The sequence below is a fragment of the Stenotrophomonas sp. ESTM1D_MKCIP4_1 genome (assembly GCF_003086895.1).
Lineage (GTDB): Bacteria > Pseudomonadota > Gammaproteobacteria > Xanthomonadales > Xanthomonadaceae > Stenotrophomonas.
The window spans coordinates 782,831-808,279 of the sequence record NZ_CP026004.1 but is presented as its reverse complement, the minus strand read 5'-3'; the positions used below and the strand labels follow the sequence as shown (position 1 = coordinate 808,279).

Here is a 25,449-nt window from a genome sequence, read left to right as displayed (position 1 = left end):
TACGCCCGGGCGATGAATGCCGGCGGTGAGGTCGCCGGCCAGCCGCCGGCGCTACCGGAGGCTGGGGTAGTGCCGGCCGCTGGCCGGCACCCCAAAACGCCCCCGGGCAGCCCTGCCCCTTACGCGCTAAACTGTTGGTCTTTCTGCCTTTCTCTTTCGCCGACTCATGTCCGAGCACACCCCCGCCAGCCCCGAGACCCCCGCCGACAGCCACGAGAAGCGTGATTTCATCCGCCAGATCGTGCGCGAGGACCTGGCCAGCGGCAAGCACCAGGCGATCAAGACCCGCTTCCCGCCCGAGCCCAACGGCTACCTGCACATCGGCCATGCCAAGTCGATCTGCCTGAACTTCGGCCTGGCCGGTGAGTTCAGCGGCGTGTGCAACCTGCGCTTCGACGACACCAACCCGGCCAAGGAAGACCCGGAATACGTGGCCGCCATCCAGGACGACGTGCGCTGGCTGGGCTTCGAGTGGAACGAGCTGCGCCATGCGTCGGACTACTTCCAGACCTACTACCTGGCCGCCGAAAAGCTGATCGAACAGGGCAAGGCCTATGTCTGCGACCTGTCGGCCGAGGAAGTGCGCGCCTACCGCGGCACCCTGACCGAGCCGGGCCGCCCGTCGCCGTGGCGCGACCGCAGCGTGGAGGAAAACCTCGACTTGTTCCGCCGCATGCGTGCCGGTGAGTTCCCCGACGGCGCGCGTACCGTGCGCGCGAAGATCGACATGGCCAGCGGCAACATCAACCTGCGCGATCCGGCCCTGTACCGCATCAAGCACGTCGAGCACCAGAACACCGGCAACGCGTGGCCGATCTACCCGATGTACGACTTTGCCCATGCACTGGGCGATTCCATCGAGGGCATCACCCACTCGCTGTGCACGCTGGAATTCGAAGACCACCGCCCGCTGTACGACTGGTGCGTGGACAACGTCGATTTCGCCCATGACGATGCGCTGACCCAGCCGCTGGTCGATGCCGGCCTGCCGCGCGAAGCGGCCAAGCCGCGCCAGATCGAATTCTCGCGCCTGAACATCAACTACACGGTGATGAGCAAGCGCAAGCTGATGGCGCTGGTGACCGAACAGCTGGTGGACGGCTGGGAAGACCCGCGCATGCCGACCCTGCAGGGCCTGCGCCGCCGTGGCTACACCCCGGCCGCGATGCGCCTGTTCGCCGAGCGCGTGGGCATCAGCAAGCAGAATTCGATGATCGATTTCAGTGTGCTGGAAGGCGCGCTGCGCGAAGACCTGGACAGCGCCGCCGCGCGCCGCATGGCGGTGATCGACCCGGTGAAGCTGGTGCTGACCAATCTGGCCGAAGGCCACGAAGAGCAGCTGACCTTCAGCAACCACCCCAAGGACGAAAGCTTCGGCAGCCGCCAGGTGCCGTTCTCCCGGGAAGTGTGGATCGACCGCGAGGACTTCGCCGAAGTGCCGCCCAAGGGCTGGAAGCGCCTGGTGCCGGGCGGCGAAGTACGCCTGCGTGGCGCCGGCATCATCCGCTGCGATGAAGTGATCAAGGATGCCGACGGCACCATCACCGAACTGCGCGGCTGGCTGGATCCGGAATCGCGCCCGGGCATGGAAGGCGCCAACCGCAAGGTCAAGGGCACCATCCACTGGGTCAGCGCCGTGCACGGCGTGCCGGCCGAGATCCGCCTGTACGACCGCCTGTTCTCGGTGCCCAACCCGGACGACGAATCGGAAGGCAAGACCTACCGCGACTACCTCAACCCGGAGTCGCGCCGCACTGTCACCGGCTATGTCGAACCGGCTGCGGCCAGCGCTGCCCCGGAACAGTCCTTCCAGTTCGAGCGCACCGGCTACTTCGTCGCCGACCGCCGCGACCACACCGAAGCCAAGCCGGTGTTCAACCGCAGCGTGACCCTGCGCGACACCTGGTCGGCCTGAGGACCTGCACGGGCGCCAGGACGGCGCCCGTAGGGCTGCGACCATGACCGACGCCGCTTCCCCTCTGCTTCCGCTGCTGCAGCAGGTTCTGCTGGCCCGCGACATCGCCTGTACCGTCGAGGGCAGCGAACTGGTGCTGGACAGCGGCCTGCACCTGGCCCCGCATGCGATGGCCGCCGAGCCGCGCGACAACGGCGGCTGGCAGACCTCCACGGTGATCGAGGCCCGCCATCCGGAGCTGTTCGCCGATGGCCTGTTCGAGTACCAGCACGCTGCCGGCGACAGCCAGAAGGACGCGACGCTGTCCGGCTTCGAGAACTGGGTACGGGTGGACCTGGCCACCCTGCAGGCCGCCATCGGCGCCGACGATGCCCCCGAGCTGCAGATGCTGACCCTGCGCTACGGCGCCGAGGAAACCGGGACACCGCTCGCCCGCGCCGTGGTGCTCGGCCCGCTGGCCCATTACCGCAGTGAACCTGCCGACGAAGCGCCCGCCTGCAGCGACGGCGACCATGGTTCCTGCCCGTGCTGCCTGTTCACCCAGAGCCTTGACGCATTCAACGACCTGTTGAAGACCCGCCAGTTCCTCGGCATCCGCCTGTTCGCCTCGCGCGATGCTGACGGCCAGTGCGAGGCCGACTGCCGGGTCAACGGCCACGACTTCCCCGCCGCACTGCCGTTGCTGCGCGCCTACGCCGCTCGTTGGCCGCAGGCCGGGCTGGAATTCCGCAAGCAGTATGTCGTGGTCCGCAACGACACCGACGACTGAGCAGACACCCCCGGTGCACCTCGCTGCCGCTACACTGCGCGCCGGTTGCCATGCCAGCCGCACCTCTTTCCATCCTCACGAGGCACCCCCGCGATGCTGTATGCGCAAGTCCACCTGACCCTACCTGCCTGGATCCACGACCAGATCGATCTGGATCGTCGCTATCCGGGCGACGAGGCCAAGGTCGCGCTGGCCATCACGCTGTCGCGGCTGAACGTCGAACACGCCAGCGGTGGCCCGTTCGGCGCTGTGGTGTTCGGGCCCGAGGACAAGGTGATCGCTGCCGGCGTGAACCGGGTCGTGCCGCATGCGACCTCGCTGGCGCATGCCGAGAACATGGCCTACATGCTGGCCCAGCAGCGGCTGCAGACCCCGCGCCTGAACGCCGTGCTGTCGCCGATCACCCTGGCCACCAGTTCACAGCCGTGCTGCCAGTGCTACGGCGCCACGGTGTGGGCCGGCATCGACCGCCTGCTGATCGGTGCCAGTGCCGCCGACGTGGAGGAACTGACGCCCTTCGACGAAGGCCCGCTGCCCGCCGACTGGGTTGGTGAGCTCACCAAGCGTGGCATCGAGGTGGTGCAGGGCCTGAACCGCGACGACGCCCGCAGCGTGCTGCGTGCCTATGGAGAAAGTGATGGCGCCCGTTACTGAGGCCGGTATCGGCCTGCTGTGCCTGTGCCGCCAGGGCTTCGAGCCCGAGCTGGCCGGCGAACTGCAGTTCCGCGCGGGCGAAGCTGGTTTCGCCGGCTATGCGCGCACCCAGCGCAATGATGGCTACGTGCTGTTCATGTGCGACGAAGCCGCTGCCCTGGCACCGCGCCTGCGCTGGCGCGAGCTGATCTTCGCCCGCCAGAAGCTGGTGGTGCTGGCCGAACTGCCGCAGCTGGACCCGGCCGACCGCATCACCCCGATGCTGGAGGTGCTGGCCGATGCGCCGCGCTTCGGTGACCTGTGGGTGGAGCATCCCGACTCGGACGCCGGCAAGCCACTGTCCGGGCTGGCGCGGGCGTTCGGCAACGCCCTGCGCCCGGCACTGCGCAAGGCCGGCAAGCTGACCGACAAGCCCAATGCGCGGTTGCCGCGCCTGCACGTGGTGTTCGTCGATGGCACCCATGCCTTCGTCTGCGTGGCCGACCCGGCCGACAGCGCACCGTGGGCGCTGGGCATCCCGCGCCTGAAGCTGTTGCCCGAAGCCCCCTCGCGCTCGGCGCTGAAGCTGGACGAGGCGCTGTTGACCCTGCTGACCCCGGAAGAGCGCGAGGCGCTGGCCCGGCCCGGCATGCGCGCGGCCGACCTGGGTGCTGCGCCGGGTGGCTGGACCTGGGTGCTGACCCGCCAGCACATGCACGTGCTGAGCATCGACAACGGCCCGCTGCGCCAGCACGTGCTGGACACCGGCCTGGTCGAGCACCTGCGTGCCGATGGCTTCCACTGGCACCCGGAGCAGCCGCTGGACTGGATGGTCTGCGACATGGTCGAGCAGCCACGGCGCGTGGCCGAACGCATGGCCACCTGGTTCCGCGAAGGCTGGTGCAGGCACGCGATCTTCAACCTGAAGCTGCCGATGAAGAAGCGCTGGGACGAGACCCGCCTGTGTCTGGATCTGTTCGAGGAACAGGCCGGCAAGCCTCTGGTGGTGCGCGCCAAGCAGCTTTACCACGACCGCGAAGAGATCACGGTGCTGGCTTCGCCACTGCGCTGAGGCACGACGTCCGCCGGGACTGGCCCGGCGCTACTGGAAACACGACCCCATGCTCCATCGACTGATTCCACTTCTGATGGCCCTGCTGCCGGCGGCTGCGTCGGCGCAGGTGGCCCTGCCTCCGCCGGCCCAGAGTGCGCCGCTGCGCAACGACAGCGGCGTGGTGCGCCAGCAGCCACTGGCCAGCGGCCGGGTCACCGGCAGCGTGGATATCGCGGTGCCCCTGGGCGAAACGCCCGTGACCGTGCGTTCGGTCAGCCCGGCCAGCGTGGTCGGCCAGTACCGCATCCACTTTGCCGCGCTGGATGTGGACGGCGACGGCTTCATCAGCCGTGATGAAGCGCAGGCCAACCCTGCGCTGGCCGATGAATTCACCTCGCTGGATGTGAAGCATCGCGGCAGGCTGGATCGCACCGATCTGGCCGGATGGTTGATCGACTGATCCGCCCTCGCGGTCGTCATCCACGCATGGCGTGGATCTACTGACTCAATTCCAGTAGATCCACGCCATGCGTGGATGAGCCGTTGGTCATACCCCGGCGGCGCGCTTCCAGAACGCCTGCACCAGCGGCGGCCACTTGCCGACGCAGCCCAGCGCGCGGCCGCGGGCCAGCGTCAGGTGCATCTCGTCGGTGGAGAACAGACGGTTGATCGCATCGAAGCTGTAGGCGGCAATGTGGTTGTCACTGCGCCGCTCGCGGGCCCAGCGCTGCAGGCGCTGCGGTGACAGGCGCGGCTGGCCACGCCGTTCGGCCGACGGCGCCAGCCACTGCTGCAGAGCGGCGACATCGCGCAGGCCCAGGTTCACGCCCTGCCCCGCCAACGGGTGCACCACGTGCGCGGCATCGCCCAGCGCCAGCACGCGGCCGGCCACGTAGTGACGGGCCAGCTGGCGACGCAGCGGGAACGCCGCACGCGGCGAAGCCAGGCGCAGCTCACCCAAGCGCGCGGCGAAGGCACGGGTCAGCTCGCGGTTGAAGGCATCGTCGTCCAGCGCCAGCACGCGGGCCGCTTCGTCCTCGGGCAGGGTCCAGACAATCGAGCTGCGGCGTTCGCCCACCGGCAGCAGGGCCAGCGGCCCACCCGGCAGGAAGCGCTGCCAGGCGGTGGCCTGGTTCGGCAGCGCGCTGTCCACGTAGGCCACCACGCCACGCTGGTGGTAGTCGTGGCGCTCGACCTCGATCCCGGCCAGCTGGCGCAGGGTCGATTCGGCACCATCGGCAGCCACGGCCAGCGCCGCGTCGAGGCGCCGTCCATCGTCCAGGCGCAGGCGCACCCCGTCTTCGTCCTGCTCCAGCGCGTCCACCCGCGCCGGGCAGTGCAGCTGCACGCCGGCGGCCGGCAGTGCCGCCCACAGGCGGTCCTGCAGCAGTCCGTTCTCGACGATGTAGCCCAGTTCGCGACGGCCGAAACGATCAGCGTCGAACACCAGGTCCTCGCCACCTGCGGCATCCCACACCTGCATGCGCCGGTAGGGCCAGGCGCGGGCCTGGGCAATCGCCGGCCACACGCCCAGACGCTGCAGCAGCTGCACGTTGTCGGCAGCGAAGGCGAACACCCGCAGATCCGGCTGCGCGACCTGCCACGGCGCCGGCTCGCGGCCTTCGACCAGTGCAACCGACAGGCCGGCATCGGCCAGCGCCAGCGCGCACGCGGCACCCACCACGCCTCCGCCCACGATGGCCACGTCCAGGCGCATGCGGCGGCTCATGCGGCCTCCCCACGGCACAGACGCGGCACATCACCACGGAAGCCCATCGCGCCGCCGACCAGCATCGACTGCACCGAAGCACGCTGTGCAGCGACCAGGCCCAGGCTGCGCAGCGGCCGCAGCAGCGGCGCCGGATTGCTGGTCAGCCGCGCCAGGCCACCGGAGAAGGCCACCGTCTGCCGGCGGTCCTCTTCGCGGCGGGCCACATAGGCCTGCAGCAGAGCATCAGCGCCGGCATCGCCTCCGGCGTCTTCCAGCAGCTCGGCCAAGGTCAGCGCGTCGCGCAGGCCCAGGTTGAAGCCCTGCGCACCCAGCGGGTGGATGGTCTGCGCCGCATTGCCCAGCAGCACCGTGCGCTGCCCGGCCAGCGCGCGCGCCAGCACCTGGATGAGCGGGTAGGCGCTGCGTTGCCCGGATTCAAGCAGGCGGCCGGCACGCCAGCCCAGCGCGTTCTGCAGGCGCTGCAGCCAGGCGGCATCGTCCAGCGCCATCACCGCTTCGGCCTGGTCGCGGGCCACACCGTGCACGCAGCCGAAGTGGCGATCACCACGCGGAAGCAGCGCGGTCGGCCCGGTGTCGGTGAAACGCTCCCAGGCACTGCCATCGGGCGCGCGCTGGCTGCGCACGCGTGCGACGAAAAGGGTCTGCTGGAAATCATGGCGGTCGACTTCGATGCCGAGCGCCTCGCGCACGCCGCTGGTGGTACCGTCGGCACCGACCACCAGGCGGGCCTGCAGCACGCGCTCACCGGCGTCGTCGGCCACGCGTACCTGGCGACGGCCGTCGATCACTTCACCCAGGCCGAGGAAACGCATCGGCCGGTAACGGTGCAGGCGCGGCAGCTCCTGCAGGCGCGCTTCCAGCGCCTGGCCGAAATCGCGCGCCACCACCACCTGGCCGAACCACGGCCGGTCGTAGTCGGCCGCATCCAGCTGCACGCGGCCGAAATCGCCGGCCCGGCTGACATGGATGCGGCGGATCGGACCGGGCGCCGTCGCCAGCTTCTGCATCACCCCCAGCGCGGTCAGCGCGTTGACGGTGGCGGCGGCAAAACTGAGATTGCGCTGATCGAACACCGCCGGCAGCTCGCCGGCCGGGCTGGCCTCCAGCAGGCCCACATCCAGGCCCAGCCGGTCCAGGGCGATGGCCAGGCTGGCGCCGACCAGGCCACCACCGACGATCAGCACGTCATGTCGTTCACTCATGGGCCCATGATACGCGCTCGCCGCCGAACCCTGCGCCGACCCGCGCGGCGGGCTAGAATGAAACCTGAATCCGCTCCGGGCCCGCTGCCATGTCCGACACCGCCAACCGCGCCTTTGTCCTCTCCGTGCTTGTGCTGTTGCTGGCGGCGACCCGGGTCAACCATTTCGCGACCATCCCCGATGCGTCCTGGGCGGTGTTCTTCATTGGTGGCTTCTACCTGGCACGCTGGACGCGCTGGGCCTTCCCGCTGCTGATGGTGTTTGCCGTGCTGGTGGATTGGATCGTCATCCGCAGCAGCGGGCTGGATTTCTGGCAGCACTACTGCGTGTCGCCCGGTTACTGGCTGCTGCTGCCGGCGTACTTCTCGCTGTGGGCCGGTGGCCTGCTGCTGGGCCGCAACTACCACGGCGCACACTGGTCGACGCTGGGCAAGGGCGCTGCGCTGCTGCTGGTCTCGGTGGCGCTGTGCCATCTGCTGGCGCAGGGCGGCTTCTACTGGACCTCCCGCAACGTGGCCGAGCCGACCGTGGCCGGCTGGGCGCAGAACTACGCGCAGTGGTTCGGCCCCTACCTGCGCACCACCGCGCTGTACGTGGCACTGGCTGCGGCCCTGCAACTGGCCGTGGAGCAGGTGCTGAAGCTGCAGCAGGCCCGCCGCGACATCCACCACTGAGCCAGCGCATGGGCCACCGTCTTTCGCGCATCTATACCCGCACCGGCGATGACGGCAGCACCGGCCTGGGCGATGGCAGCCGGGTCGGCAAGGATGACCTGCGCGTGTCCGCCTACGGCACAGTGGACGAAGCGAACGCTGCCCTCGGCCTGCTGCTGGCCGCGCCACTGCCTGACGATGTGCGTGCACTGGTGGTCCACCTGCAGCACCAGTTGTTCGACCTGGGCGCCGAACTGTGCGTGCCTGGCCATGCGGCCATCCATGCCGCCGATGTATCGGCTCTGGAACAGCAGCTGGACCACTACAACGCCGACCTGCCGATGCTGAAGGAGTTCATCCTGCCGGCCGGTGGCGAAGCCGCCGCGCGCTGCCACCTGGCGCGCACCATCGTGCGCCGCGCCGAGCGCGGGACCGTCGCCCTGGCACGGGAGGAAAGCGTGCGCAGCGAGGCCCTGCAATATCTCAACCGGCTGTCGGACCTGCTGTTCGTGCTGGCACGGGTGCTGGCCCGCGCCGACGGCCACGGCGAGGCCCTGTGGCAGCCGCAGCACCGGCAGCGCTGACCACCGATGCTGGCCTTTACCCACCCCTCGTGCCTGCTGCACGACCCCGGCCCGGGACACCCCGAATGCCCGCAACGGCTGCAGGTGGTGCTCGATGCCCTGCACCAGGCCTTTCCCGGCCAGCTGCACTGGCGACAGGCGCCGCCGGCCAAGTTCGGTGAGCTCAGCCGCGTGCACGACAGCGCGCTGCTGGACTTCGTGCTGCAGCCACAGACCACGCCGCTGCGCCAGCTGGACATGGACACCTGGACCTCGCCCGGCTCAGCCAGTGCCGCCGTGCATGCGGCCGGCGCCGGGGTGGCCGCGGTCGATGCGGTGATGCTGGGCGACGACCCGCTGGCGTTCTGCGCGGTGCGACCGCCCGGCCACCACGCCACCAGCAGCACGGCGATGGGCTTCTGCCTGCTCAACAACATCGCCGTGGCCGCCGCCTACGCCCGCGACCGGCACGGGCTGGAACGCATCGCGGTGGTGGACTTCGACGTCCACCACGGCAACGGCACCCAGGACATCTTCCAGCATGACGCCCGGGTGTCGTACTACAGCACCCACCAGGCCGGGCTGTTCCCCAACTCGGGGCTGCGCCGCGACCGCGGCGCCGGCAACCTGATGAACATCCTGCTGCCGCCGGGCAGTGGCGGTTTCCGCTTCCGCAACGTCTGGGCCGACGAGATGCTGCCGGCCATCGACGACTTCCGCCCGCAGCTGCTGCTCATCTCGGCCGGTTTCGACGCACACCTGCGTGACCCGCAGGCCGACCTGATGCTGGAAACCGACGATTTCGCCTGGATCACCACCGAACTGCACGCACTGGCCCGGCGCCACGCGGCCGGCCGGGTGGTGTCCATGCTCGAGGGTGGCTACGACCTGCAGGCCCTGTCCGAGTGCACGGTGGCCCATGTCCGGGCCCTGCTGGAGGGGGCTGCCGGACCACGGGCTGGATGAACCCGAACCGGCAGTGGGCGGCAACCTTCATTGCCCCTATGCAGCGGATGGGGCAATCTACCGTCCGTTTTCGCCCGAATCCGAACCGCGTGCGCCGAGCCCTCCGCCTGCTTCCCCTGCCCCTGAGCATCGCCGTCTGCCTTCCCGCGATGGCCGATGACAAGCCGCTCAACTGGGGCCTGTGCCCGGCGACCGAGGTCATTCCCGCCTTCACCGATGCCCCCACCCCGGTACCCGGTCTGGACAAGGCCGCCGCCAGCGCCGAGCGCGAGCAGCAGCCCACCGACATCGAGGGTGACCAGCTGCTGGGCACCACCACCGTGCCGCAGTACCAGGGCAACGTGGCGCTGCGCCGTGGCGACCAGTTCGTCGGCACCGACAAGCTGAGTTTCGACACCGAGAGCGGCAACTACATCGCCGACGGCAACGTCCGTTACCAGGACAGCTCGATCCGCATGGTGGCCAAGCGCGCCGAGGGCAACCAGGAAAGCGATACCCACAAGATCACCGACATCCAGTACCAGCTGGTGTCGCGCCGTGGCAACGGCGATGCCGAATCGGTCGACCTGCAGGGCGCCGTCGGCCAGATGCACCGCTCAACCTACACCACGTGCGATCCCTCGCAGCCGGTGTGGAAGCTGTCGGCGCCGGAAATCGAGGTGGACAACGACGAAGGCTTCGGCACGGCCCGCAATGCCGTGCTGCGCATCGGCAAGGTGCCGGTGCTGTGGGCGCCCTACTTCAAGTTCCCGATCGACGACCGTCGCAAGACCGGCCTGCTGTTCCCCCAGCTGGGCATGTCCGGCCGCAACGGCTTCGACTACACCCAGCCGATCTACCTGAACCTGGCGCCGAACTACGACGACACGCTGATGCCGCGCTACATGAGCCGGCGCGGCCTGATGCTGGACAACGAATTCCGCTACCTCTACAACGGCGGCCGTGGCGAACTGCTGACCGGTTACATCCCCAACGACAAGCTGCGCGACATGGACCGCGGCCGGGTGATGTTCAACGGTTACCACAACGTGGACAGCCACTGGCAGGCACGCGCGAACCTGGCGTGGGTGAGTGACGAACGCTACATCGAAGACTTCGCCAACCGCCTGGTCGGGGTCACCGCGTCCAACCTGCAGAGCACCATCGGCCTGTACGGCACCGGCCAGAACTGGACCGCTGGCATCATGGCCGACCGCTGGCAGCTGACCGATTACACCCTGACCGAGTCGGCACTGGCCTACAACCGCCAGCCCCGGCTGTACTTCAACTGGGACAAGTCGCTGCTGCCGTGGCTGGAAACCGGTGTGTACACCGAAGCGGTGCGCTTCACCCACGACGACATCAACTTCAAGTACGACGCCAGTGCCGGCGAAGATCTGCAGTACACCCGCAACGGCCTGAGCCAGCGGGTGTATGGCGGGTCACGCCTGGACATCAAGCCCTACGTGTCGTTCCCGATCAGCGGCGCGGCCTGGTACGTCACCCCGACCCTGGCCTACCGCTACACGGCCTACCAGCTCGACCGCGGCCTGGCCGACAGCATCCGCAGCACCGTGCTGGCCTCGCAGAACGTCGATACCAGCACGCTCACTGCAGATCAGCTGCGCGGTAACACCTCGCCGACCCGCGCCCTGCCGATCGCCAGCCTCGATGCCGGCCTGTTCTTCGACCGTGACACCAAGATCGGCGGCAAATCGTTCCTGCAGACCCTGGAGCCGCGCCTGTTCTATCTGCGCACGCCCTACCGCAACCAGGACGACCTGCCGATCTTCGACACCCGCGATTTCACCTTCAGCTGGGGCCAGCTGTTCCGCGATTCGCGCTACACCGGCGCCGACCGCCAGAACGACGCCAACCAGCTGACCATGGCGCTGAGCACCCGCTTCATCGACCAGACCACGGGCAAGGAACGCTTCTCCGCGTCGATCGGCCAGATCCAGTACTTCGATGAGTCGCGGGTGACCGTGACCCCGGGCGGCGCCCCGGTGGAGAAGGGCAAGTCGGCGTGGATCGCCGACTCGAACTACATGATCAACGACCGCTGGACCCTGGGTGCCACCTACCAGTGGGACCCCAAGTACAAGCGTGAGGACCTGGCCAGCGTCCGTGCCCGCTACCTGATGTCCAACGACGGTGTGGTCAACCTGAGCTACCGCTACCGCATCAATTCGGGCGCGGCCGCCAATGCCACCAAGGAAGAGCGCACCCTGCTGGAACAGGCCGACCTGTCGTTCCTGTACCCGCTGAACGAGCGCTGGAGCCTGGTGGGCCGCTACTACTACTCCATCCAGGACAGCAAGCCGCTGGAAATCATCGCCGGCGTGCAGTGGGACAGCTGCTGCCTGGCCGTGCGCGCCGTGGCCCGCCGCTACGTGCGCAACCGCGAAGGTGAACTGAACAACTCCATCCAGCTCGAGTTCGTGCTCAAGGGCCTGAGCTCGCTGGGCCAGGACACGGACCGCACCTTGCGCCGTGCTATCCTCGGGTACAACCGCGACGACCTCTATCTCGTGCCGCCCAGCAACACCGGGGCGACCCGGGACGACTACGATCCAAACCAGATCCCATGACCAAGAGCTTCCCCGTCCTACTTGCTTCGCTGCTGGCCGTGTCCAGCGTGTCCGCCCCCCTCCAGGTCATCGCCCAGGAGGCACAGCCGCTGGACCGCATTGCCGCCATCGTCGATGAGGACGTGGTGCTGCAGAGTGAGCTGCAGCGTGCCATCGCCAACATCAAGGCGCAGTACGCCGGTCGTGAAAACCAGCTGCCGCCCGATGACGTGCTCAGCCGCCAGGTGCTCGAACGCCTGGTGCTGGTCAAGCTGCAGGTGGCCCGTGCCCAGGGCAGCGGCATCCGCATCAGCGACCAGGAACTGAACCAGGCGATGAACTCGATCGCCCAGCAGAATGGCTCCAACCTGGACGCCCTGCGTCAGCGTCTGGCCAGTGATGGCATCGATTTCGCCGATTTCCGCGCCTCGGTGCGCGATGAAATCACCGTGCAGCGCCTGCGCCAGAGCTTTGCCCAGAGCCGCATCAGCGTCAGCGAGGGCGAGGTCGACGCCGCCCTGAAGCAGCAGGCCACCGTCGGCAACCAGTACCACCTGGCGCACATCCTGGTGGCCCTGCCCGACGGCGCCACGGCCGACCAGATCGCCACCGGCCAGAAGAAGGCCGAAGGCGTGAAGGCACTGCTGGACAAGGGCGAACTGGACTTCAACGCCGCCGCCGTCCGCTATTCGGACAGCCCGAACGCGCTGGAAGGTGGCGATCTGGGCTGGCGCAGCCTGGATGAGATCCCGGCCGCCTTCGCCCAGATGATGCAGCAGATGAAGGCCGGCGACGTGGTCGGTCCGATCCGTGGCCCGAGCGGCTTCCAGCTGCTGAAGCTGGTGGAAGTGCGCGACGCCAACGCCGCCGCCGGCAACCACACCGTCACCGAGTACCACGGCCGCCACATCCTGGTGCGCGTGGACGATAACCAGACCGACGCCGCCGCCAAGGCCAAGATCGACACCCTGCGCGCCCGCATCGCCGGCGGCGCTGATTTCCAGGCGGTCGCCAGGGAATCCTCGGAAGACAACAACAGCAAGGGCCAGGGCGGTGATCTGGGCTGGTTCCCGGCCGATGCGTTCGGCCCGGCGTTCGGCCAGCAGGTCGAAGGCATCCAGGACGGTGGCGTCAGCCAGCCGTTCCGTACCGATGCCGGTTGGCACATCGTGCAGCGCGTCGCCACGCGCCAGACCGACGTGACCACCGACAACCAGCGCGCCCAGATCCGCGAGACCATCGGTCGCCGCAAGCTGGAAGAGGAATACAACCGCTTCCTGCAGGAACTGCGAGGCGAAGCCTACGTCAGCTTCCGCAGTGGCGACCGCGCGGAAAATACCGCCACCCCGCAGCAGCCCTGATCGATGCGCCCCGAGCTCGCTCTGGTACCGGGCGAGCCGGCGGGGATCGGTCCGGAGCTGTGCGTCCGCCTGGTCCAGCAGCCGCGTGATGATTGCCGGCTGCTGGCCTTCGCCGACCCCGATACCCTGCGCGCGGCTGCGGCCGCGCTGAAGCTGCCGCTGCAGCTGCTGCCCGAGGATGCCGAGGCCCGCCTGCCGGGCGATCTGCGCCTGCGTGCCCTTCCCAACGCCGTTCCCAGCCGCTTCGGCCAGACCGACCCCGCCAACGCGGGCGCGGTGATCGGTGCGCTGCTGGCCGCCGGCCAGGCCTGCCTGTCCGGCGAGCTGCACGGCGTGGTCACCGGCCCGGTACACAAGGCCGTCATCAACGAGGGCGGCATCGCCTACAGCGGCACCACCGAACTGCTGGCCGACCAGGCCGGGGTGAAGGTGGTGATGATGCTGGCCAACGACATCGTGCGCGTGGCCCTGGCCAGCACCCACCTGCCATTGCGCGACGTAGTCGATGCGATCACCGCGCCCAGCCTGGAACACACCCTGCGCACCGTGCATGCCGCACTGCGCCGCGAGTTCGGCCTGCCCGCGCCCCGCATCGCCGTGCTGGGCCTGAACCCGCATGCCGGCGAAGACGGCCACCTGGGCCGCGAGGAACTGGATCTGATCATTCCCCTGCTGCAGCGCCTGCGCGCAGAGGGCATGGACCTGATCGGGCCACTGCCGGCCGATACCGCGTTCCTGCCGGCCAAGCTGGCCGGCTTCGACACGGTGCTGGCCATGTACCACGACCAGGGCCTGCCGGTGCTGAAGTATTCCGGCTTCGAGCAGGCCGTGAACCTGACGCTGGGGCTGCCCTATCCCCGCGTCGCCGTCGACCATGGCACGGCGCTGGAGCTGGCCGGACGTGGCATCGCCGATCCTTCCAGCCTGCAGGCCGCGACGGCGCTGTGTGCGCGGCTGGCCCGGCAACGTACACTGAGCGCATGAATTCCCCGCATTCCTCCTCCGGCCCGGTGTTCACCGCCCCGGCCAAGAAGCAGCTTGGCCAGCATTTCCTGGCCGATCGCCACTACATCGACAAGATCGTGATGGCGGTCAATCCGAAGGACGGTGACCGTCTGGTCGAGATCGGTCCCGGCCAGGGCGCGATCACCCTGCCGCTGCTGCGCGTGCACCCCAAGCTGACGGTGATCGAGTTCGACCGCGACCTGATCGCGCCGTTGACCGCCGCCGCCGAACCGCTGGGCGAGCTGACCATCATCCAGAGCGACGTGCTGCGCGTGGATTTCACCGCGCTGGCCGCGGGTGAACCGATCCGCCTGGTCGGCAACCTGCCCTACAACATTTCCTCGCCCATCCTGTTCCATGCGCTGGAGCACGCCGCGGTCGTCCGCGACATGCACTTCATGCTGCAGAAGGAAGTGGTGGACCGCATGGCCGCTGGCCCGGGCAGCAAGGTCTATGGCCGCCTGAGCGTGATGCTGCAGGCGTACTGCCAGGTGACCTCGCTGTTCGTGGTACCGCCGGGCGCGTTCCGGCCGCCACCGAAGGTTGATTCGGCCGTCGTGCGGCTGGTGCCGCGCGACCCGGCCAGCATCGCCATCACCGACCACAAGCGCTTTGCCGAGGTGGTCAAGGCCGCCTTCGGGCAACGCCGCAAGACCCTGCGCAATGCCCTCAACAACGTCGTGACGGCCGAGCAGTTCGTGGCCGCCGGCGTGCGCCCCGACGCCCGTGCCGAACAGCTGGATGTGGCTGAATTCATCGCTTTGGCCAATGCCACCTGATTACACTGCCGGTATGGAAGACGCTGACGTTTACGCCATTACTGTCGAGGTTGCGCCGCGCTTCCTCGATGACCAATCCGCGCCGGAAGACGGCCGCTATGCGTTCGCCTACACGATCCGCATCCATAACCAGGGGCGCGTTGCCGCACGCCTGGTCGCCCGCCACTGGCGCATCACCGATGCCAACGGTCGCGTCGAGCATGTCGATGGCGATGGGGTGATCGGCGAGCAGCCGCGCCTGCGCCCGGGTGAAGACTTCCGTTACACCTCCGGTGTCATGCTCGGGACCGACCACGGGACCATGCAGGGCCACTACGACATGGTTGCCGATGACGGCACCGAATTCGCCGCGCCGGTCGCACCTTTCGTGCTGGCCGTGCCGCGTACCCTGCACTGACACGGAGGCCGGACGATGAGTGTGTGGGCGATCGGCGACCTGCAGGGCTGCTACGACGTGACCCAGCGACTGCTGGAAAAAATCCGTTTCGACCCGGCGCAGGACACCCTGTGGTTCTGCGGCGACCTGGTGAACCGCGGCGGGCAGTCGCTGGAAACCCTGCGCCTGGTGCATTCGCTGCGCGAACACAGCGTGGTGGTGCTGGGCAACCATGATCTTTCGCTGCTGGCCGTGGGTGCACGCACCGAAGAGGAACAGCGCAAGGTCAACCCCGACCTGCTGCGCATCGTGCAGGCCGAGGACCGCGACGAACTGCTGGACTGGCTGCGCCTGCAGAAGCTGGTGCACGTGGACCGCGAACTGGGCTGGATGATGGTGCATGCCGGCCTGGCACCGAAGTGGACCACGCAGATGGCCGAGAAGCATGCGGCCGAGGTGGAAGTGCAGCTGCATGGTGCCGGCTACCGCAAGCTGTTCCGCAACATGTACGGCGACAAGCCGAGCTGGGCACCGAACCTGTCGGGCTACGACCGCTCGCGCGCGATCATCAACGTGCTTACCCGCATGCGCTACTGCACTCCGCGCGGGCGTATCGGCATCGAGGACAAGGGCACGCCGGGCACGCAGGAACAGGGGCTGTACCCCTGGTTCGAGGTACCGGGCCGGGTCGAGCGCGACCTGAAAGTGGTCTGCGGCCACTGGTCGGCGCTGGGCCTGACCATCACCCAGGGCGTGCACGCCATCGACACCGGTGCGGTGTGGGGCGGCAAGCTCACCGCCATCCAGATCGACACCGACGAACTGCGCGTGGTGCAGGTGCCGGGCCGTGATGTACCGGCCCCGGTGGCCAATGCGCGCCCGCCGGCACGCCCGGCGCCGCCACATGCACCTGCGGCGCAGCCCCGGGAAGGCGGCAACGGCCAGCCAGCAGCCCCGGGCAACCGTGGCCCGCGTCGTCGTCGGCGCCGGGGTGGTGGTAGTGGTGGTGGCAACAGCGCACCGCCGCAGGGCTGAAACGCCTGCTGCGGTAGAGTCGACTGTCAGTCGACTATTGCGCTCCATGGACAGGCGCGCGTGCTCCGGTAGAGTCGACTGTCAGTCGACTATCACGCGTAGCGCGGTTTTTTTGCGGGACCGAGCCAAGAGCAGTCGACCAACGGTCGACTCTACCCGCCGACTATCGCGCTCCATGGACAGGCGCGCGTGCTCCGGTAGAGTCGACTGTCAGTCGACTATCGCGCGCAGCGCGGGGTTTCCGCGGATTGAGCGAAGAGTCGACCAACGGTCGACTCTACCCGCCGGCTATCGCGCGCAGCGCGGGGTTTTGCGGGACCGAGCCAAGAGCAGTCGACCAACGGTCGACTCTACCAGCCGACTATCGCGCTCCATGGACAGGCGCGCGTGCTCCGGTAGAGTCGACTGTCAGTCGACTATCGCGCGCAGCGCGGGGTTTCCGCGGATTGAACGAAGAGTCGACCAACGGTCGACTCTACCGGTCGGCTATCGCGCGCAGCGCGGGGTTTTGCGGGACCGAGCCAAGAGCAGTCGACCAACGGTCGACTCTACCAGCCGACTATCGCGCTCCATGGACAGGCGCGCGTGCTCCGGTAGAGTCGACTGTCAGTCGACTATCGCGCGCAGCGCGGGGTTTCCGCGGATTGAACGAAGAGTCGACCAACGGTCGACTCTACCGGTCGGCTATCGCGCGCAGCGCGGGGTTTTGCGGGACCGAGCCAAGAGCAGTCGACCAACGGTCGACTCTACCAGCCGACTATCGCGCTCCATGGACAGGCGCGCGTGCTCCGGTAGAGTCGACTGTCAGTCGACTATCGCGCGCAGCGCGGGGTTTCCGCGGATTGAACGAAGAGTCGACCAACGGTCGACTCTACCCGCCGGCTATCGCGCGCAGCGCGGGGTTTTTGCGGGACCGAGCCAAGAGCAGTCGACCAACGGTCGACTCTACCCCCGTCGGCGGCGATCAGCGCCGCACGTAATGCACGAAGCGGAATGCGTAGGCGTGTCGGGCGTCGGCCGCGTGCGGCTCGCTGCTCACTTCCTGCCAGATACCCGGGTCCACTTCGGGGAAGTGCGTATCGGCCGGTACGTCGGCATCCACCCAGGTCAGGTACAGGTCGCTGGCCTGGTCCAGCAGCTGGCGGAAGATCTCACCGCCGCCAATGATGCACAGCTCGCTGGCGCCCTCGCCTTCGGCAATGGCTTTGGCCTCATCCAGCGAGGCCACTGCACGCATGCCCTCGAACGGCACCTGGCCGCTGCGGGTCAATACCAGATTGGTCCGCCCCGGCAGCACGCGGCCGATCGATTCGGCGGTCTTGCGCCCCATCAGGATCGGCTTGCCCAGGGTGAGCGCCTTGAAGTGCTTGAAGTCATCCGGCAGGTGCCAGGGCATGGCATTGCCCTGGCCGATGCCCCGGTTGCGGTCCAGCGCCACGATCATCGAAAGTTTCATCTCTGCAGTCTCCTCACTCTGCCTCGGCCTGCACCTGTTGGCAGGCGTCCTTGGCGGCACCGGCCGCACGCAAGGCAGACCGCAGCGCCGGATCAGTGGCGGATTCCGCATCCAGCCCATCCAGCAACTTCTGCTGCTGCGCTTCCTGGATCGCCTTCAGGCCCGGGCCGGACAGCACTTCTTTCGACAACACGGCGGTGTCAGCCTCTGCACTGCGTTGCAGGAATGCTTCGAGCTGCTCGCTGGAATAGACCTCGGCCAGGCGCTGCTCCAGCGCATGCTGGTACGCCGGCTCTTCCACGCCCGTCTTCAGGTGCGTGACCATGGCCGCGTACATGGCAGTGACCGCCTCCTGAAGCTGTGCACGGCAGGCCGCCGGCACGTCGTCCGGCAGGCGGGCGTGGTCATTGAAGGTCCGGGAGAAGAAATCCACCTCTTCGCGCATCTGCCTGTGCACGATCTGCGCATTGACCTTACGGGCCAGCACCAGCGTATCGGCCGGTGCCGCGTGCGCATCTGCGCAGAGCAGGCCGGCCACTACCAGCAGCGACGGGACGTTTGTACCCAGCCTCACACCGCCACCGGCGCCTTGATGGCCGGATGCGGGTCGTAGCCATCAATGCGGATGTCATCGAACTGGAACCCGAACAGATCGGTCACCTCAGGGTTCAACCACAGCGTCGGCAGCGCGCGCGGTTCACGCGACAACTGCTCGCGGGCCTGCTCGAAATGGTTGGAGTACAGATGCGCATCGCCCAGCGTATGCACGAAATCCCCCACGCCCAGGCCGGTCGCCTGCGCCACCATGTGGGTCAGCAGCGCGTAGCTGGCAATGTTGAACGGCACGCCGAGGAAGATGTCCCCGCTGCGCTGGTACAGCTGGCAGCTGAGCTTGCCGTCCACCACGTAGAACTGGAACAGGTTGTGGCAGGGCATCAGCGCCATCCGCGAAAGCTCGCCCACGTTCCAGGCGCTGACCACCAGCCGGCGCGAATCGGGGTTGCGCTTGATCTCATCCACCAGCCACTGCATCTGGTCGATCTCGCGGCCATCGGCAGTGGCCCAGCTGCGCCACTGCTTGCCGTAGACCGGGCCGAGATCGCCGTTGTCGTCGGCCCACTCGTCCCAGATGCGTACCTGGTTGTCCTTCAGGTAACCAATGTTGGTATCGCCCTTCAGGAACCACAGCAGCTCGTGGATGATCGAGCGCAGGTGCAGCTTCTTGGTGGTGACCAGCGGGAAGCCTTCGTTGAGGTCGAAGCGCATCTGCCAGCCGAACACGCTGCGGGTGCCGGTGCCGGTGCGGTCGCTCTTCCCGGCGCCGTGTTCCAGCACATGCGAAAGCAGGTCCAGGTAGGGCTTCATGCCTTGCTCCCTGCGGCCACCAGCGGCTGCGGCTGCAGCACCGGTGCGCGGCGCGACATCGCCAGCAGCACCAGGCCGAAGGCAATGAGCGGCACGCACAGGATCTGGCCCTTGGTCAGCCAACCAAAGGCCATGTAGATGCCGTTGTCGGGCATGCGCACGAACTCCACCGCGAAGCGGAATACGCCGTACAGCAGCGCGAACAGGCCGCCCACCAGGTAGCGGTGGCGCGGCTTGGCCGACACCGCCCACAGCACCACGAACATCACCAGGCCTTCCAGGAACGCTTCATACAGCTGCGAAGGATGGCGGGCGTACTGGTTCAGCGCGCCAGTAGCGAACTGCGCCTGCAGGGTCGCAGGATCGAGCTGGTTCAGCGGCGCCGGCAGGCCGGACGGGAACACCACGCCCCAGCTGCCGTCGGTGTACTTGCCCCACAGCTCGGCGCCGATGAAGTTGCCGATGCGACCGAAGCCCAGGCCCAGCGGCACCAGCGGGGCCATGAAATCCATGGTGTCGAAGAAGTGCAGCGCGTGCTTGCGCGACCACCACCAGCAGGCGGCGATGACGCCCAGCAGGCCGCCATGGAAGCTCATGCCACCATCCCAGACCTTGAACAGCAGCAGCGGGTTGTGCAGGAAATCGCCCAGCGCGTAGAACAGCATGTAGCCGATGCGCCCGCCCAGCACCACGCCCAGCATGGCGTAGAACAGCAGGTCGGAGAAACCGTTGGCATCGACGCCGGGCAGGCGGCCCTGCGCGATGCGCCTGCGGCCCAGCAGCCAGGCCGCGGTGAAGCCCAGCAGGTACATGATGCCGTACCAGTGCACCTTGATCGGCCCCAGCGAAAGGGCGATGGGGTCGATGTCGTGGAAATAGATCATGGAAGCTGCCTTGCGGGAGTACGGGTATTTTACGGCTCAACCCAGTATCTGCGGGGTGTCGGGCAGGCCGTCATCATCGGACCGCGCCGTGGCCGGAAAGTGCCCTTCCACCAGCGCGGAGACCTCCTCGATGGCACTGCGCAACGCCTCGACCGGGTTGGCCCCGCGCAGTCCCTCGCGCAGGTGGGTACAGACCCGCTGCCACTGTGCAGCGCTCACCCGGCCGTGCAGGCCGCGGTCGGCCACGATCTCGATGGCATGGTCGGCCAGCAGCAGATAGATCAGCACGCCGTTGTTGTGGTGGGTATCCCAGGTGCGGAGCTGGGCGAAGGCCTGCTCGGCAGCCTGCCGTGGGGTCATGCCCCGCCACAGTGCGTGCAGGGGCAGGTCTGCTTCCACGGCGAACATCACCTGGCCGCCATGGCGTGCCTCGCCGGCGGCGATGGCCTCGGTGATGGCCTGCAGGGTGTCCGGCGGGAAGGCCCGCCGCACCGAAGGCGCGAACACATGTCGGAACAGGCGCCGGACCATCACCAGCCCCCCGAGGCGCCGCCGCCGCCGGTGCGGCCGCCACCGCCGCCCCAGCCACCGCCGCCGCCACCGAAACCGCCACCGCCCCCGAAGCCGCCGCCCCCCCAGCTGCCACCGCCCCAGCCGCCGCCCCCGGCAAAGCGCCCGGGATGACCGGACAGCATCGCCACCACCAGGCCGACGATGCCCGCCAGGCCGCTGGCCAGCAGGGTGGAGGTGAACAGGAAGGCGGCCAGCGCCGCGCCGCCGCCGCCGAGCAGGCCGCGCAGCGGACGCGGCACCCGCGAGAACACCCCGCGCAGGATGCTGCCTGCAAAGACGCCGATGAACAGCGCCAGGATCCAGGTATCGCCGCCACCCTCAGGTTCGCGGCCACGTTGGCCGCTGACCGGTGCCGGCAGCGGCTCGCCATCAACCAGCTTCACCAGCACGGCGGTGGCGTCGGTGATGCCACCGGCGTAATCGCCGCTGCGGAAGCGCGGCACCAGATATTCCTGGATGACCCGGTTGGCGATGGCATCGGGAATCGCGCCTTCCAGGCCGTAGCCCGGCTCGATGCGGACACGGCGGTCGTCCTTGGCGACCACCAGCAGCACGCCGTCATCCACGCCCTTGCGGCCGATCTGCCACTGGTCGAAGACGCGCGTGGTGTACTGGGCGATGTCCTCCGGCTGCGTGCTGGGCACGACCAGCACCTGCAGCTGGCTGCCCTTGCGCTGCTGCAGGGCCAGCGCCTGCTGTACCAGGGCCTGCTTCTGCGCAGCGTCGAGGGTGCCGGTGGTATCGACCACCGGCGAATCCAGCGTGGGAATCGGCGCCAGCGCCTGCGCGTGCAGCGCCAGCGGCAGCCACAGCAGGACCGCCAGCAACAGCGCGGTGGCCAGGCGCATCGGTCAGTGCGCCGGCTGCGGCGCCGGCGGCTGCTGCGGCGCGGTGCCGAAGTCGACGGCCGGTGCGTTGGAGATCTGCGCTTCGTTGTCGACGCTGAAGTTGGGCTTGGGCTGGTAGCCGAAGATCTTGGCGGTGACCAGCTGCGGGAACGAGCGGATGTAGGTGTTGTAGTCCTGCACCTGCTGGATGTAGCGGCCGCGGGCGACGGTGATGCGGTTTTCGGTGCCTTCCAGCTGCGCCTGCAGATCGCGGAAGTTGGCGTCGGACTTCAGCACCGGGTAGTTCTCGGTGACCACCAGCAGGCGCGAAAGCGCACTTCCCAGTTCGCCCTGGGCCTGCTGGAACTGCTTGAGAGAGGCTTCGTCATCGGCGTTGACGTTGATCTGTCCAACACGCGAGCGGGCATTGGTGACTTCGGTCAGCACGCGCTCTTCCTGGCTGGCAAAACCTTTGACGGTCTGCACCAGGTTCGGCACCAGGTCGGCTCGGCGCTTGTACTGGTTGAGCACTTCGGACCAGCTGGCCTTGACCGCTTCATCCTTCTGCTGGATGGCGTTGTAACCGCAGCCGGAGAGCAGGGAGGCCAGCAGCAACAGAGGCAGGACGCGGGTGAGCAGGCGCATGGCGGGAATTCCGGGTGGACTGGCTGCCGAGCATGCCACGGTTCGCGTTAACGAGCGGCCATCGGGCGGGCCCCCTCCGCGGTGGTGGTGCGCTGTTATCGGGAGTTGGTCGGGAGGGTGGGTTGGCTGGGGGACGCTGCAAGTACGTCAATGTCAGCTCGTGAGCGCCGTCCATGGCGCTCGCGCCCCCAGCCAACCCACCCTCCCGACCATGGACGGTTTCCTCGCACCGCGGGAAAGATCAAAAAAGAGCAAGAGCAAGAGCAAAAACAAAAGCAAAAGCCCATGCTCCAGGCAATCGTGCCGACCAACGGTCGGCACCCACCAAAGCAGAACCGGGGTCAGAGCCCGTTGCGCAGCAACGGGATCCGACCCCGAGCTCCGACAGATCGCGGAGAACTGTCGAAGGGGGGGGGGTCCGGTTGAGGGGGCGTGAGCGCCATGGATGGCGCGACCGAGGCTACATGGACGTATTTACGCCGTCCCCCTCAACCGGATCCACCCCGCCATCCCACGGGTACCCCGCTTTTGACGTTGACGTTGACGTTGACGTTGACGTGAGCGGGTGCAGGGCTGCAAGCCCTGCCGCCCCCTCAGCAGGCCTCAGCCACCGGCGCGCGCGTGCGCCCCAGCCATGCCAGCAGCAACCCGGACGCTGCCAGCAGGCCACCCGCCACCGGAATGGCCGCATAGCCCAGGCCTGCGCTGAGCACCGCGCCACCCAGCGCCGCACCCACCGCATTGCCCAGGTTGAACGCACCGACGTTGATGGACGACGCCAGGCCCGGCGCATCCGTCGCCGCCTGCATCACCCGCAGCTGCAGCGGCGGCACGATCGCGAACGTCGCCGCGCCCCATACCAGCAGACCGATGGCCGCCGTCACGTGGTTCAGCAACGCCAGCGGCAGCACGAACATCAGCACGGCCAGCGCCGCCAGCAGGATGCGCGTGGCACCGTCCAGCGACCAATCGGCCATGCGCCCGCCAATGCCGTTGCCGAAAGTGAAACCGATGCCGATCAGCGCCAGCGACATCGCGATGAACGCATTCGATGCCCCGGTCAGTTCCGTCAGCACCGGCGCCACATAGGTGTAGAGCGTGAACATCGCACCGGCACCCAGCACCGTGGTCGCCATGGCCAGCAGCACCTGCGGCTGCAGGATCGCCTTCAGCTCGCGGCGCACATCCGGCCGCACGCCCGGTGCCGACGCCGGCAGAGCCAGAGCCAGCGCACTGATCGCCACCACGCCCAGCACCGCCGTACCGGCAAACGCCAGGCGCCAGCCCAACTGCTGGCCGACCCACGTGGCCAGCGGCACGCCGCCGATGTTGGCGATGGTCAGACCCATGAACATGGTCGCCACCGCGGCCGCCTGCTTCTCCTTCGGCACCAGGCTGGCCGCCACCACCGCACCGATGCCGAAGAACGCACCGTGGTTGAGGCTGGTGACCAGGCGCGACAGCAGCAGCAGGCCATAGTTGGGGGCGAGCGCGGACAGCAGGTTGCCGACGATGAAGATCGACATCAGCAGCATCAGCGCCGTGCGCCGTGAGAAACGGCCCATCAGCAGGGTCATGACCGGTGCACCGGCCATGACGCCGATGGCGTAGGCGGTGATGAGCATGCCGGCGGTGGGGATGCTGACCCCGACGCCATCGGCGATGACCGGCAGCAGGCCCATCGGGGTGAACTCGGTGGTGCCGATGCCGAAGGCACCGACCGCCAGCGCAAGCAGAGCGGCTCTGGAATTCATGGAGGGTTCCTAGGGGAGGAAACGGGAAGCTGCACAGCCTGCGCGCTTTGCCGCCGCCGATTAAGCCTCGCCGCGGGAAAACAGTGTTGACCCCGGTTCACAGGTGGAGGCCCATGACGCAGAACCCCCGGCAGTGCCGGGGGTCCTGGGTGGATCGTTTACCAGTTGCCGGCGCCCGGCACCTGGTGTTCGCGTGCGCGGCGGCGCATCAGCAGGTTCAGCCATTCCACCAGCACCGAGAAGCCCATCGCCGCGTAGATGTAGGGCTTGGGCACGTGCACGTCCAGGCCATCCAGGATCAGCACCGCGCCGATGAGCAGGATGAAGGCCAGCGCCAGCATCTTCACCGTCGGGTTGGCATCGATGAAGCGGCCCAGCGGGTTGGCGGCCAGCAGCATCACCAGCACCGACAGCAGGATGGCGGCAACCATCACCGGAATGTGGTCAGCAATGCCGACCGCGGTGATGACCGAATCCAGCGAGAACACGATGTCGATGACCGCGATCTGCGCGATGACGTAGCCGAACACGGCCGATGCCTTGGTGGTGCTGGGGTCTTCATCCTCGCCACCGGTGATCAGCTCCTTGATCTCCATGTAGCCCTTGATGATCAGGAACAGGCCGCCCACGATCAGCACCAGATCGCGGATGGAGATGCCCATGCCGGCCACGGTGAACAGGTTGGCGGCCATGTGCGCCAGGTAGGCCAGCGACACCAGCAACGCGATGCGGGTAATGCACGCCACGGCGATGCCGAGCTTGCGGGCGAACGGACGGCGCTCTTCCGGCAGCTTGCTGACGGCGATGGAGATGAACACCAGGTTGTCGATGCCGAGCACGATTTCCAGGGCACTGAGCGTGAACAGGGTCACCCAGGCGTTGGGGTCGGCGAGGAACTCAAAGGACATGGAAACTCTTCAGGACAGTGGGGGAATGGGGTTCAGGCGTAAACGCCGGCCAGCAGATGGGGCACCACGACCAGCGCCCAGCACAGCAGCACGTTCATCATCAGCACGAATACTGCCGCCGAGCCCATGTCCTTGGCGCGGCCGGCCAGCTCATGGATCTCGGCGCCGTAGCGCTCGATCACCGCTTCGATGGCCGAGTTGGCCAGTTCCATCGCCAGCACCAGCAGCATCGAGCCGATCATCAGCGCGCGCTCGACCGGGGTCTGCCCCAGCCACAGCGCCAGCGGGGCCAGCACCACCAGCAGGTAGACCTCCAGCCGGAACGAGGACTCGTGCAGCCAGGCGGCGCGCAGGCCCTGCCAGGACCAGCGGGCGGCCTGGAAGATGCGGCGCGGGCCGCGGGGCATGTGGCCGAACTGATCAGCCACGGGTGAAAGGTCCAGCA

At 68.0% G+C, this 25,449-nt stretch carries 25 protein-coding genes and 1 pseudogene; 14 read left to right on the top strand and 12 right to left on the bottom strand.

Annotated features, from left to right (window positions below):
• Nucleotides 1-166: 166 nt before the first annotated feature.
• The 5 genes from C1924_RS03620 to C1924_RS03600 all read left to right on the top strand — a co-directional run bounded on the left by C1924_RS03620 (nt 167) and on the right by C1924_RS03600 (nt 4,831).
• Nucleotides 167-1,915, top strand: a complete 1,749-nt coding sequence (locus C1924_RS03620; RefSeq protein ID WP_108764118.1) for a glutamine--tRNA ligase/YqeY domain fusion protein — start codon at nt 167-169, stop codon at nt 1,913-1,915.
• A gap of 43 nt (nt 1,916-1,958) precedes the next feature.
• The gene (locus C1924_RS03615) at nt 1,959-2,684 is read left to right on the top strand and encodes a DUF6348 family protein (RefSeq protein ID WP_108764117.1); all 726 of its coding nucleotides are present in this window, start codon (nt 1,959-1,961) and stop codon (nt 2,682-2,684) included.
• Nucleotides 2,685-2,777: 93 nt separating this feature from the next.
• A complete protein-coding gene (locus tag C1924_RS03610) occupies nt 2,778-3,338 on the top strand; it encodes a nucleoside deaminase (protein ID WP_108764116.1) in 561 nt (186 codons plus the stop codon).
• Nucleotides 3,322-4,389 carry a 23S rRNA (cytidine(2498)-2'-O)-methyltransferase RlmM gene (gene rlmM / locus C1924_RS03605; RefSeq protein ID WP_108764115.1) on the top strand — a complete coding sequence of 356 codons (1,068 nt, stop codon included), beginning with the start codon at nt 3,322-3,324 and terminating at the stop codon, nt 4,387-4,389. Before C1924_RS03610 ends, rlmM begins: the two co-directional genes overlap by 17 nt.
• Before the next feature lie 49 nt (nt 4,390-4,438).
• Nucleotides 4,439-4,831, top strand: a complete 393-nt coding sequence (locus tag C1924_RS03600) for a hypothetical protein (protein WP_108764114.1) — start codon at nt 4,439-4,441, stop codon at nt 4,829-4,831.
• An 87-nt stretch (nt 4,832-4,918) separates the two neighbouring features.
• Here C1924_RS03600 and C1924_RS03595 read toward each other — a convergent pair whose 3' ends face one another.
• Both C1924_RS03595 and ubiH read right to left on the bottom strand, forming a co-directional pair.
• Nucleotides 4,919-6,100: a UbiH/UbiF family hydroxylase gene (locus tag C1924_RS03595; protein WP_108764113.1), complete on the bottom strand. Its 1,182-nt coding sequence runs from the start codon at nt 6,098-6,100 to the stop codon at nt 4,919-4,921.
• The gene (gene ubiH / locus C1924_RS03590) at nt 6,097-7,305 is read right to left on the bottom strand and encodes a 2-octaprenyl-6-methoxyphenyl hydroxylase (RefSeq protein ID WP_108764112.1); all 1,209 of its coding nucleotides are present in this window, start codon (nt 7,303-7,305) and stop codon (nt 6,097-6,099) included. Before ubiH ends, C1924_RS03595 begins: the two co-directional genes overlap by 4 nt.
• Before the next feature lie 89 nt (nt 7,306-7,394).
• Here ubiH and C1924_RS03585 point away from each other — a divergent pair, with 89 nt between their 5' ends.
• The 9 genes and pseudogenes from C1924_RS03585 to C1924_RS03545 all read left to right on the top strand — a co-directional run bounded on the left by C1924_RS03585 (nt 7,395) and on the right by C1924_RS03545 (nt 16,592).
• Nucleotides 7,395-7,979, top strand: coding sequence for a hypothetical protein (locus tag C1924_RS03585; RefSeq protein ID WP_108764111.1), 585 nt, complete (start codon nt 7,395-7,397; stop codon nt 7,977-7,979).
• A gap of 8 nt (nt 7,980-7,987) precedes the next feature.
• On the top strand, nt 7,988-8,542 hold the full coding sequence (locus C1924_RS03580; protein WP_108764110.1) for a cob(I)yrinic acid a,c-diamide adenosyltransferase: 555 nt from the start codon (nt 7,988-7,990) through the stop codon (nt 8,540-8,542).
• A gap of 6 nt (nt 8,543-8,548) precedes the next feature.
• Nucleotides 8,549-9,487: a histone deacetylase family protein gene (locus C1924_RS03575; protein WP_108764109.1), complete on the top strand. Its 939-nt coding sequence runs from the start codon at nt 8,549-8,551 to the stop codon at nt 9,485-9,487.
• A gap of 89 nt (nt 9,488-9,576) precedes the next feature.
• Nucleotides 9,577-12,057 carry an LPS-assembly protein LptD gene (gene lptD, locus C1924_RS03570; protein WP_108764108.1) on the top strand — a complete coding sequence of 827 codons (2,481 nt, stop codon included), beginning with the start codon at nt 9,577-9,579 and terminating at the stop codon, nt 12,055-12,057.
• A pseudogene (locus C1924_RS03565) lies at nt 12,054-13,382 on the top strand (peptidylprolyl isomerase); the annotation flags it as partial. The gene lptD and the pseudogene C1924_RS03565, both read left to right, overlap by 4 nt.
• An 18-nt stretch (nt 13,383-13,400) precedes the next feature.
• Nucleotides 13,401-14,381 carry a 4-hydroxythreonine-4-phosphate dehydrogenase PdxA gene (gene pdxA / locus C1924_RS03560; RefSeq protein WP_108764106.1) on the top strand — a complete coding sequence of 327 codons (981 nt, stop codon included), beginning with the start codon at nt 13,401-13,403 and terminating at the stop codon, nt 14,379-14,381.
• Nucleotides 14,378-15,181, top strand: coding sequence for a 16S rRNA (adenine(1518)-N(6)/adenine(1519)-N(6))-dimethyltransferase RsmA (gene rsmA / locus C1924_RS03555; protein WP_108764105.1), 804 nt, complete (start codon nt 14,378-14,380; stop codon nt 15,179-15,181). The genes pdxA and rsmA overlap by 4 nt, the downstream gene beginning before the upstream one ends.
• A 13-nt stretch (nt 15,182-15,194) precedes the next feature.
• Nucleotides 15,195-15,578 (top strand): Co2+/Mg2+ efflux protein ApaG, encoded by a 384-nt coding sequence (gene apaG / locus C1924_RS03550; protein ID WP_079220685.1) that lies wholly within the window; start codon nt 15,195-15,197, stop codon nt 15,576-15,578.
• A 15-nt stretch (nt 15,579-15,593) separates the two neighbouring features.
• Entirely contained in the window at nt 15,594-16,592 is a 999-nt protein-coding gene (locus C1924_RS03545; protein ID WP_108764104.1) for a symmetrical bis(5'-nucleosyl)-tetraphosphatase, read from the top strand.
• Between the two features lie 964 nt (nt 16,593-17,556).
• Here the strand turns inward: C1924_RS03545 and C1924_RS03540 are convergent.
• The 10 genes from C1924_RS03540 to C1924_RS03490 form a co-directional block, all read right to left on the bottom strand.
• Complete coding sequence (locus C1924_RS03540; RefSeq protein ID WP_108764103.1) at nt 17,557-18,048, bottom strand: dihydrofolate reductase; 492 nt, start codon at nt 18,046-18,048, stop codon at nt 17,557-17,559.
• 13 nt (nt 18,049-18,061) lie between these two features.
• Complete coding sequence (locus C1924_RS03535) at nt 18,062-18,622, bottom strand: hypothetical protein (RefSeq protein WP_254051208.1); 561 nt, start codon at nt 18,620-18,622, stop codon at nt 18,062-18,064.
• Entirely contained in the window at nt 18,619-19,413 is a 795-nt protein-coding gene (locus C1924_RS03530) for a thymidylate synthase (RefSeq protein WP_108764102.1), read from the bottom strand. Before C1924_RS03530 ends, C1924_RS03535 begins: the two co-directional genes overlap by 4 nt.
• Nucleotides 19,410-20,297: a prolipoprotein diacylglyceryl transferase gene (gene lgt, locus C1924_RS03525; RefSeq protein ID WP_108764101.1), complete on the bottom strand. Its 888-nt coding sequence runs from the start codon at nt 20,295-20,297 to the stop codon at nt 19,410-19,412. Before lgt ends, C1924_RS03530 begins: the two co-directional genes overlap by 4 nt.
• A 36-nt stretch (nt 20,298-20,333) precedes the next feature.
• Nucleotides 20,334-20,828: a TPM domain-containing protein gene (locus C1924_RS03520; RefSeq protein ID WP_108764100.1), complete on the bottom strand. Its 495-nt coding sequence runs from the start codon at nt 20,826-20,828 to the stop codon at nt 20,334-20,336.
• A complete protein-coding gene (locus tag C1924_RS03515) occupies nt 20,828-21,718 on the bottom strand; it encodes a TPM domain-containing protein (RefSeq protein WP_108764099.1) in 891 nt (296 codons plus the stop codon). Before C1924_RS03515 ends, C1924_RS03520 begins: the two co-directional genes overlap by 1 nt.
• Nucleotides 21,719-21,721: 3 nt before the next feature.
• Nucleotides 21,722-22,342, bottom strand: coding sequence for a LemA family protein (locus C1924_RS03510; RefSeq protein WP_108764098.1), 621 nt, complete (start codon nt 22,340-22,342; stop codon nt 21,722-21,724).
• 593 nt (nt 22,343-22,935) lie between these two features.
• Nucleotides 22,936-24,096, bottom strand: coding sequence for an MFS transporter (locus C1924_RS03500; RefSeq protein ID WP_108764097.1), 1,161 nt, complete (start codon nt 24,094-24,096; stop codon nt 22,936-22,938).
• Nucleotides 24,097-24,254: 158 nt separating this feature from the next.
• Nucleotides 24,255-25,004: a TerC family protein gene (locus C1924_RS03495; protein ID WP_108764096.1), complete on the bottom strand. Its 750-nt coding sequence runs from the start codon at nt 25,002-25,004 to the stop codon at nt 24,255-24,257.
• 32 nt (nt 25,005-25,036) lie between these two features.
• Entirely contained in the window at nt 25,037-25,432 is a 396-nt protein-coding gene (locus C1924_RS03490; RefSeq protein ID WP_108766956.1) for a diacylglycerol kinase, read from the bottom strand.
• Between the last annotated feature and the right edge of the window lie 17 nt (nt 25,433-25,449).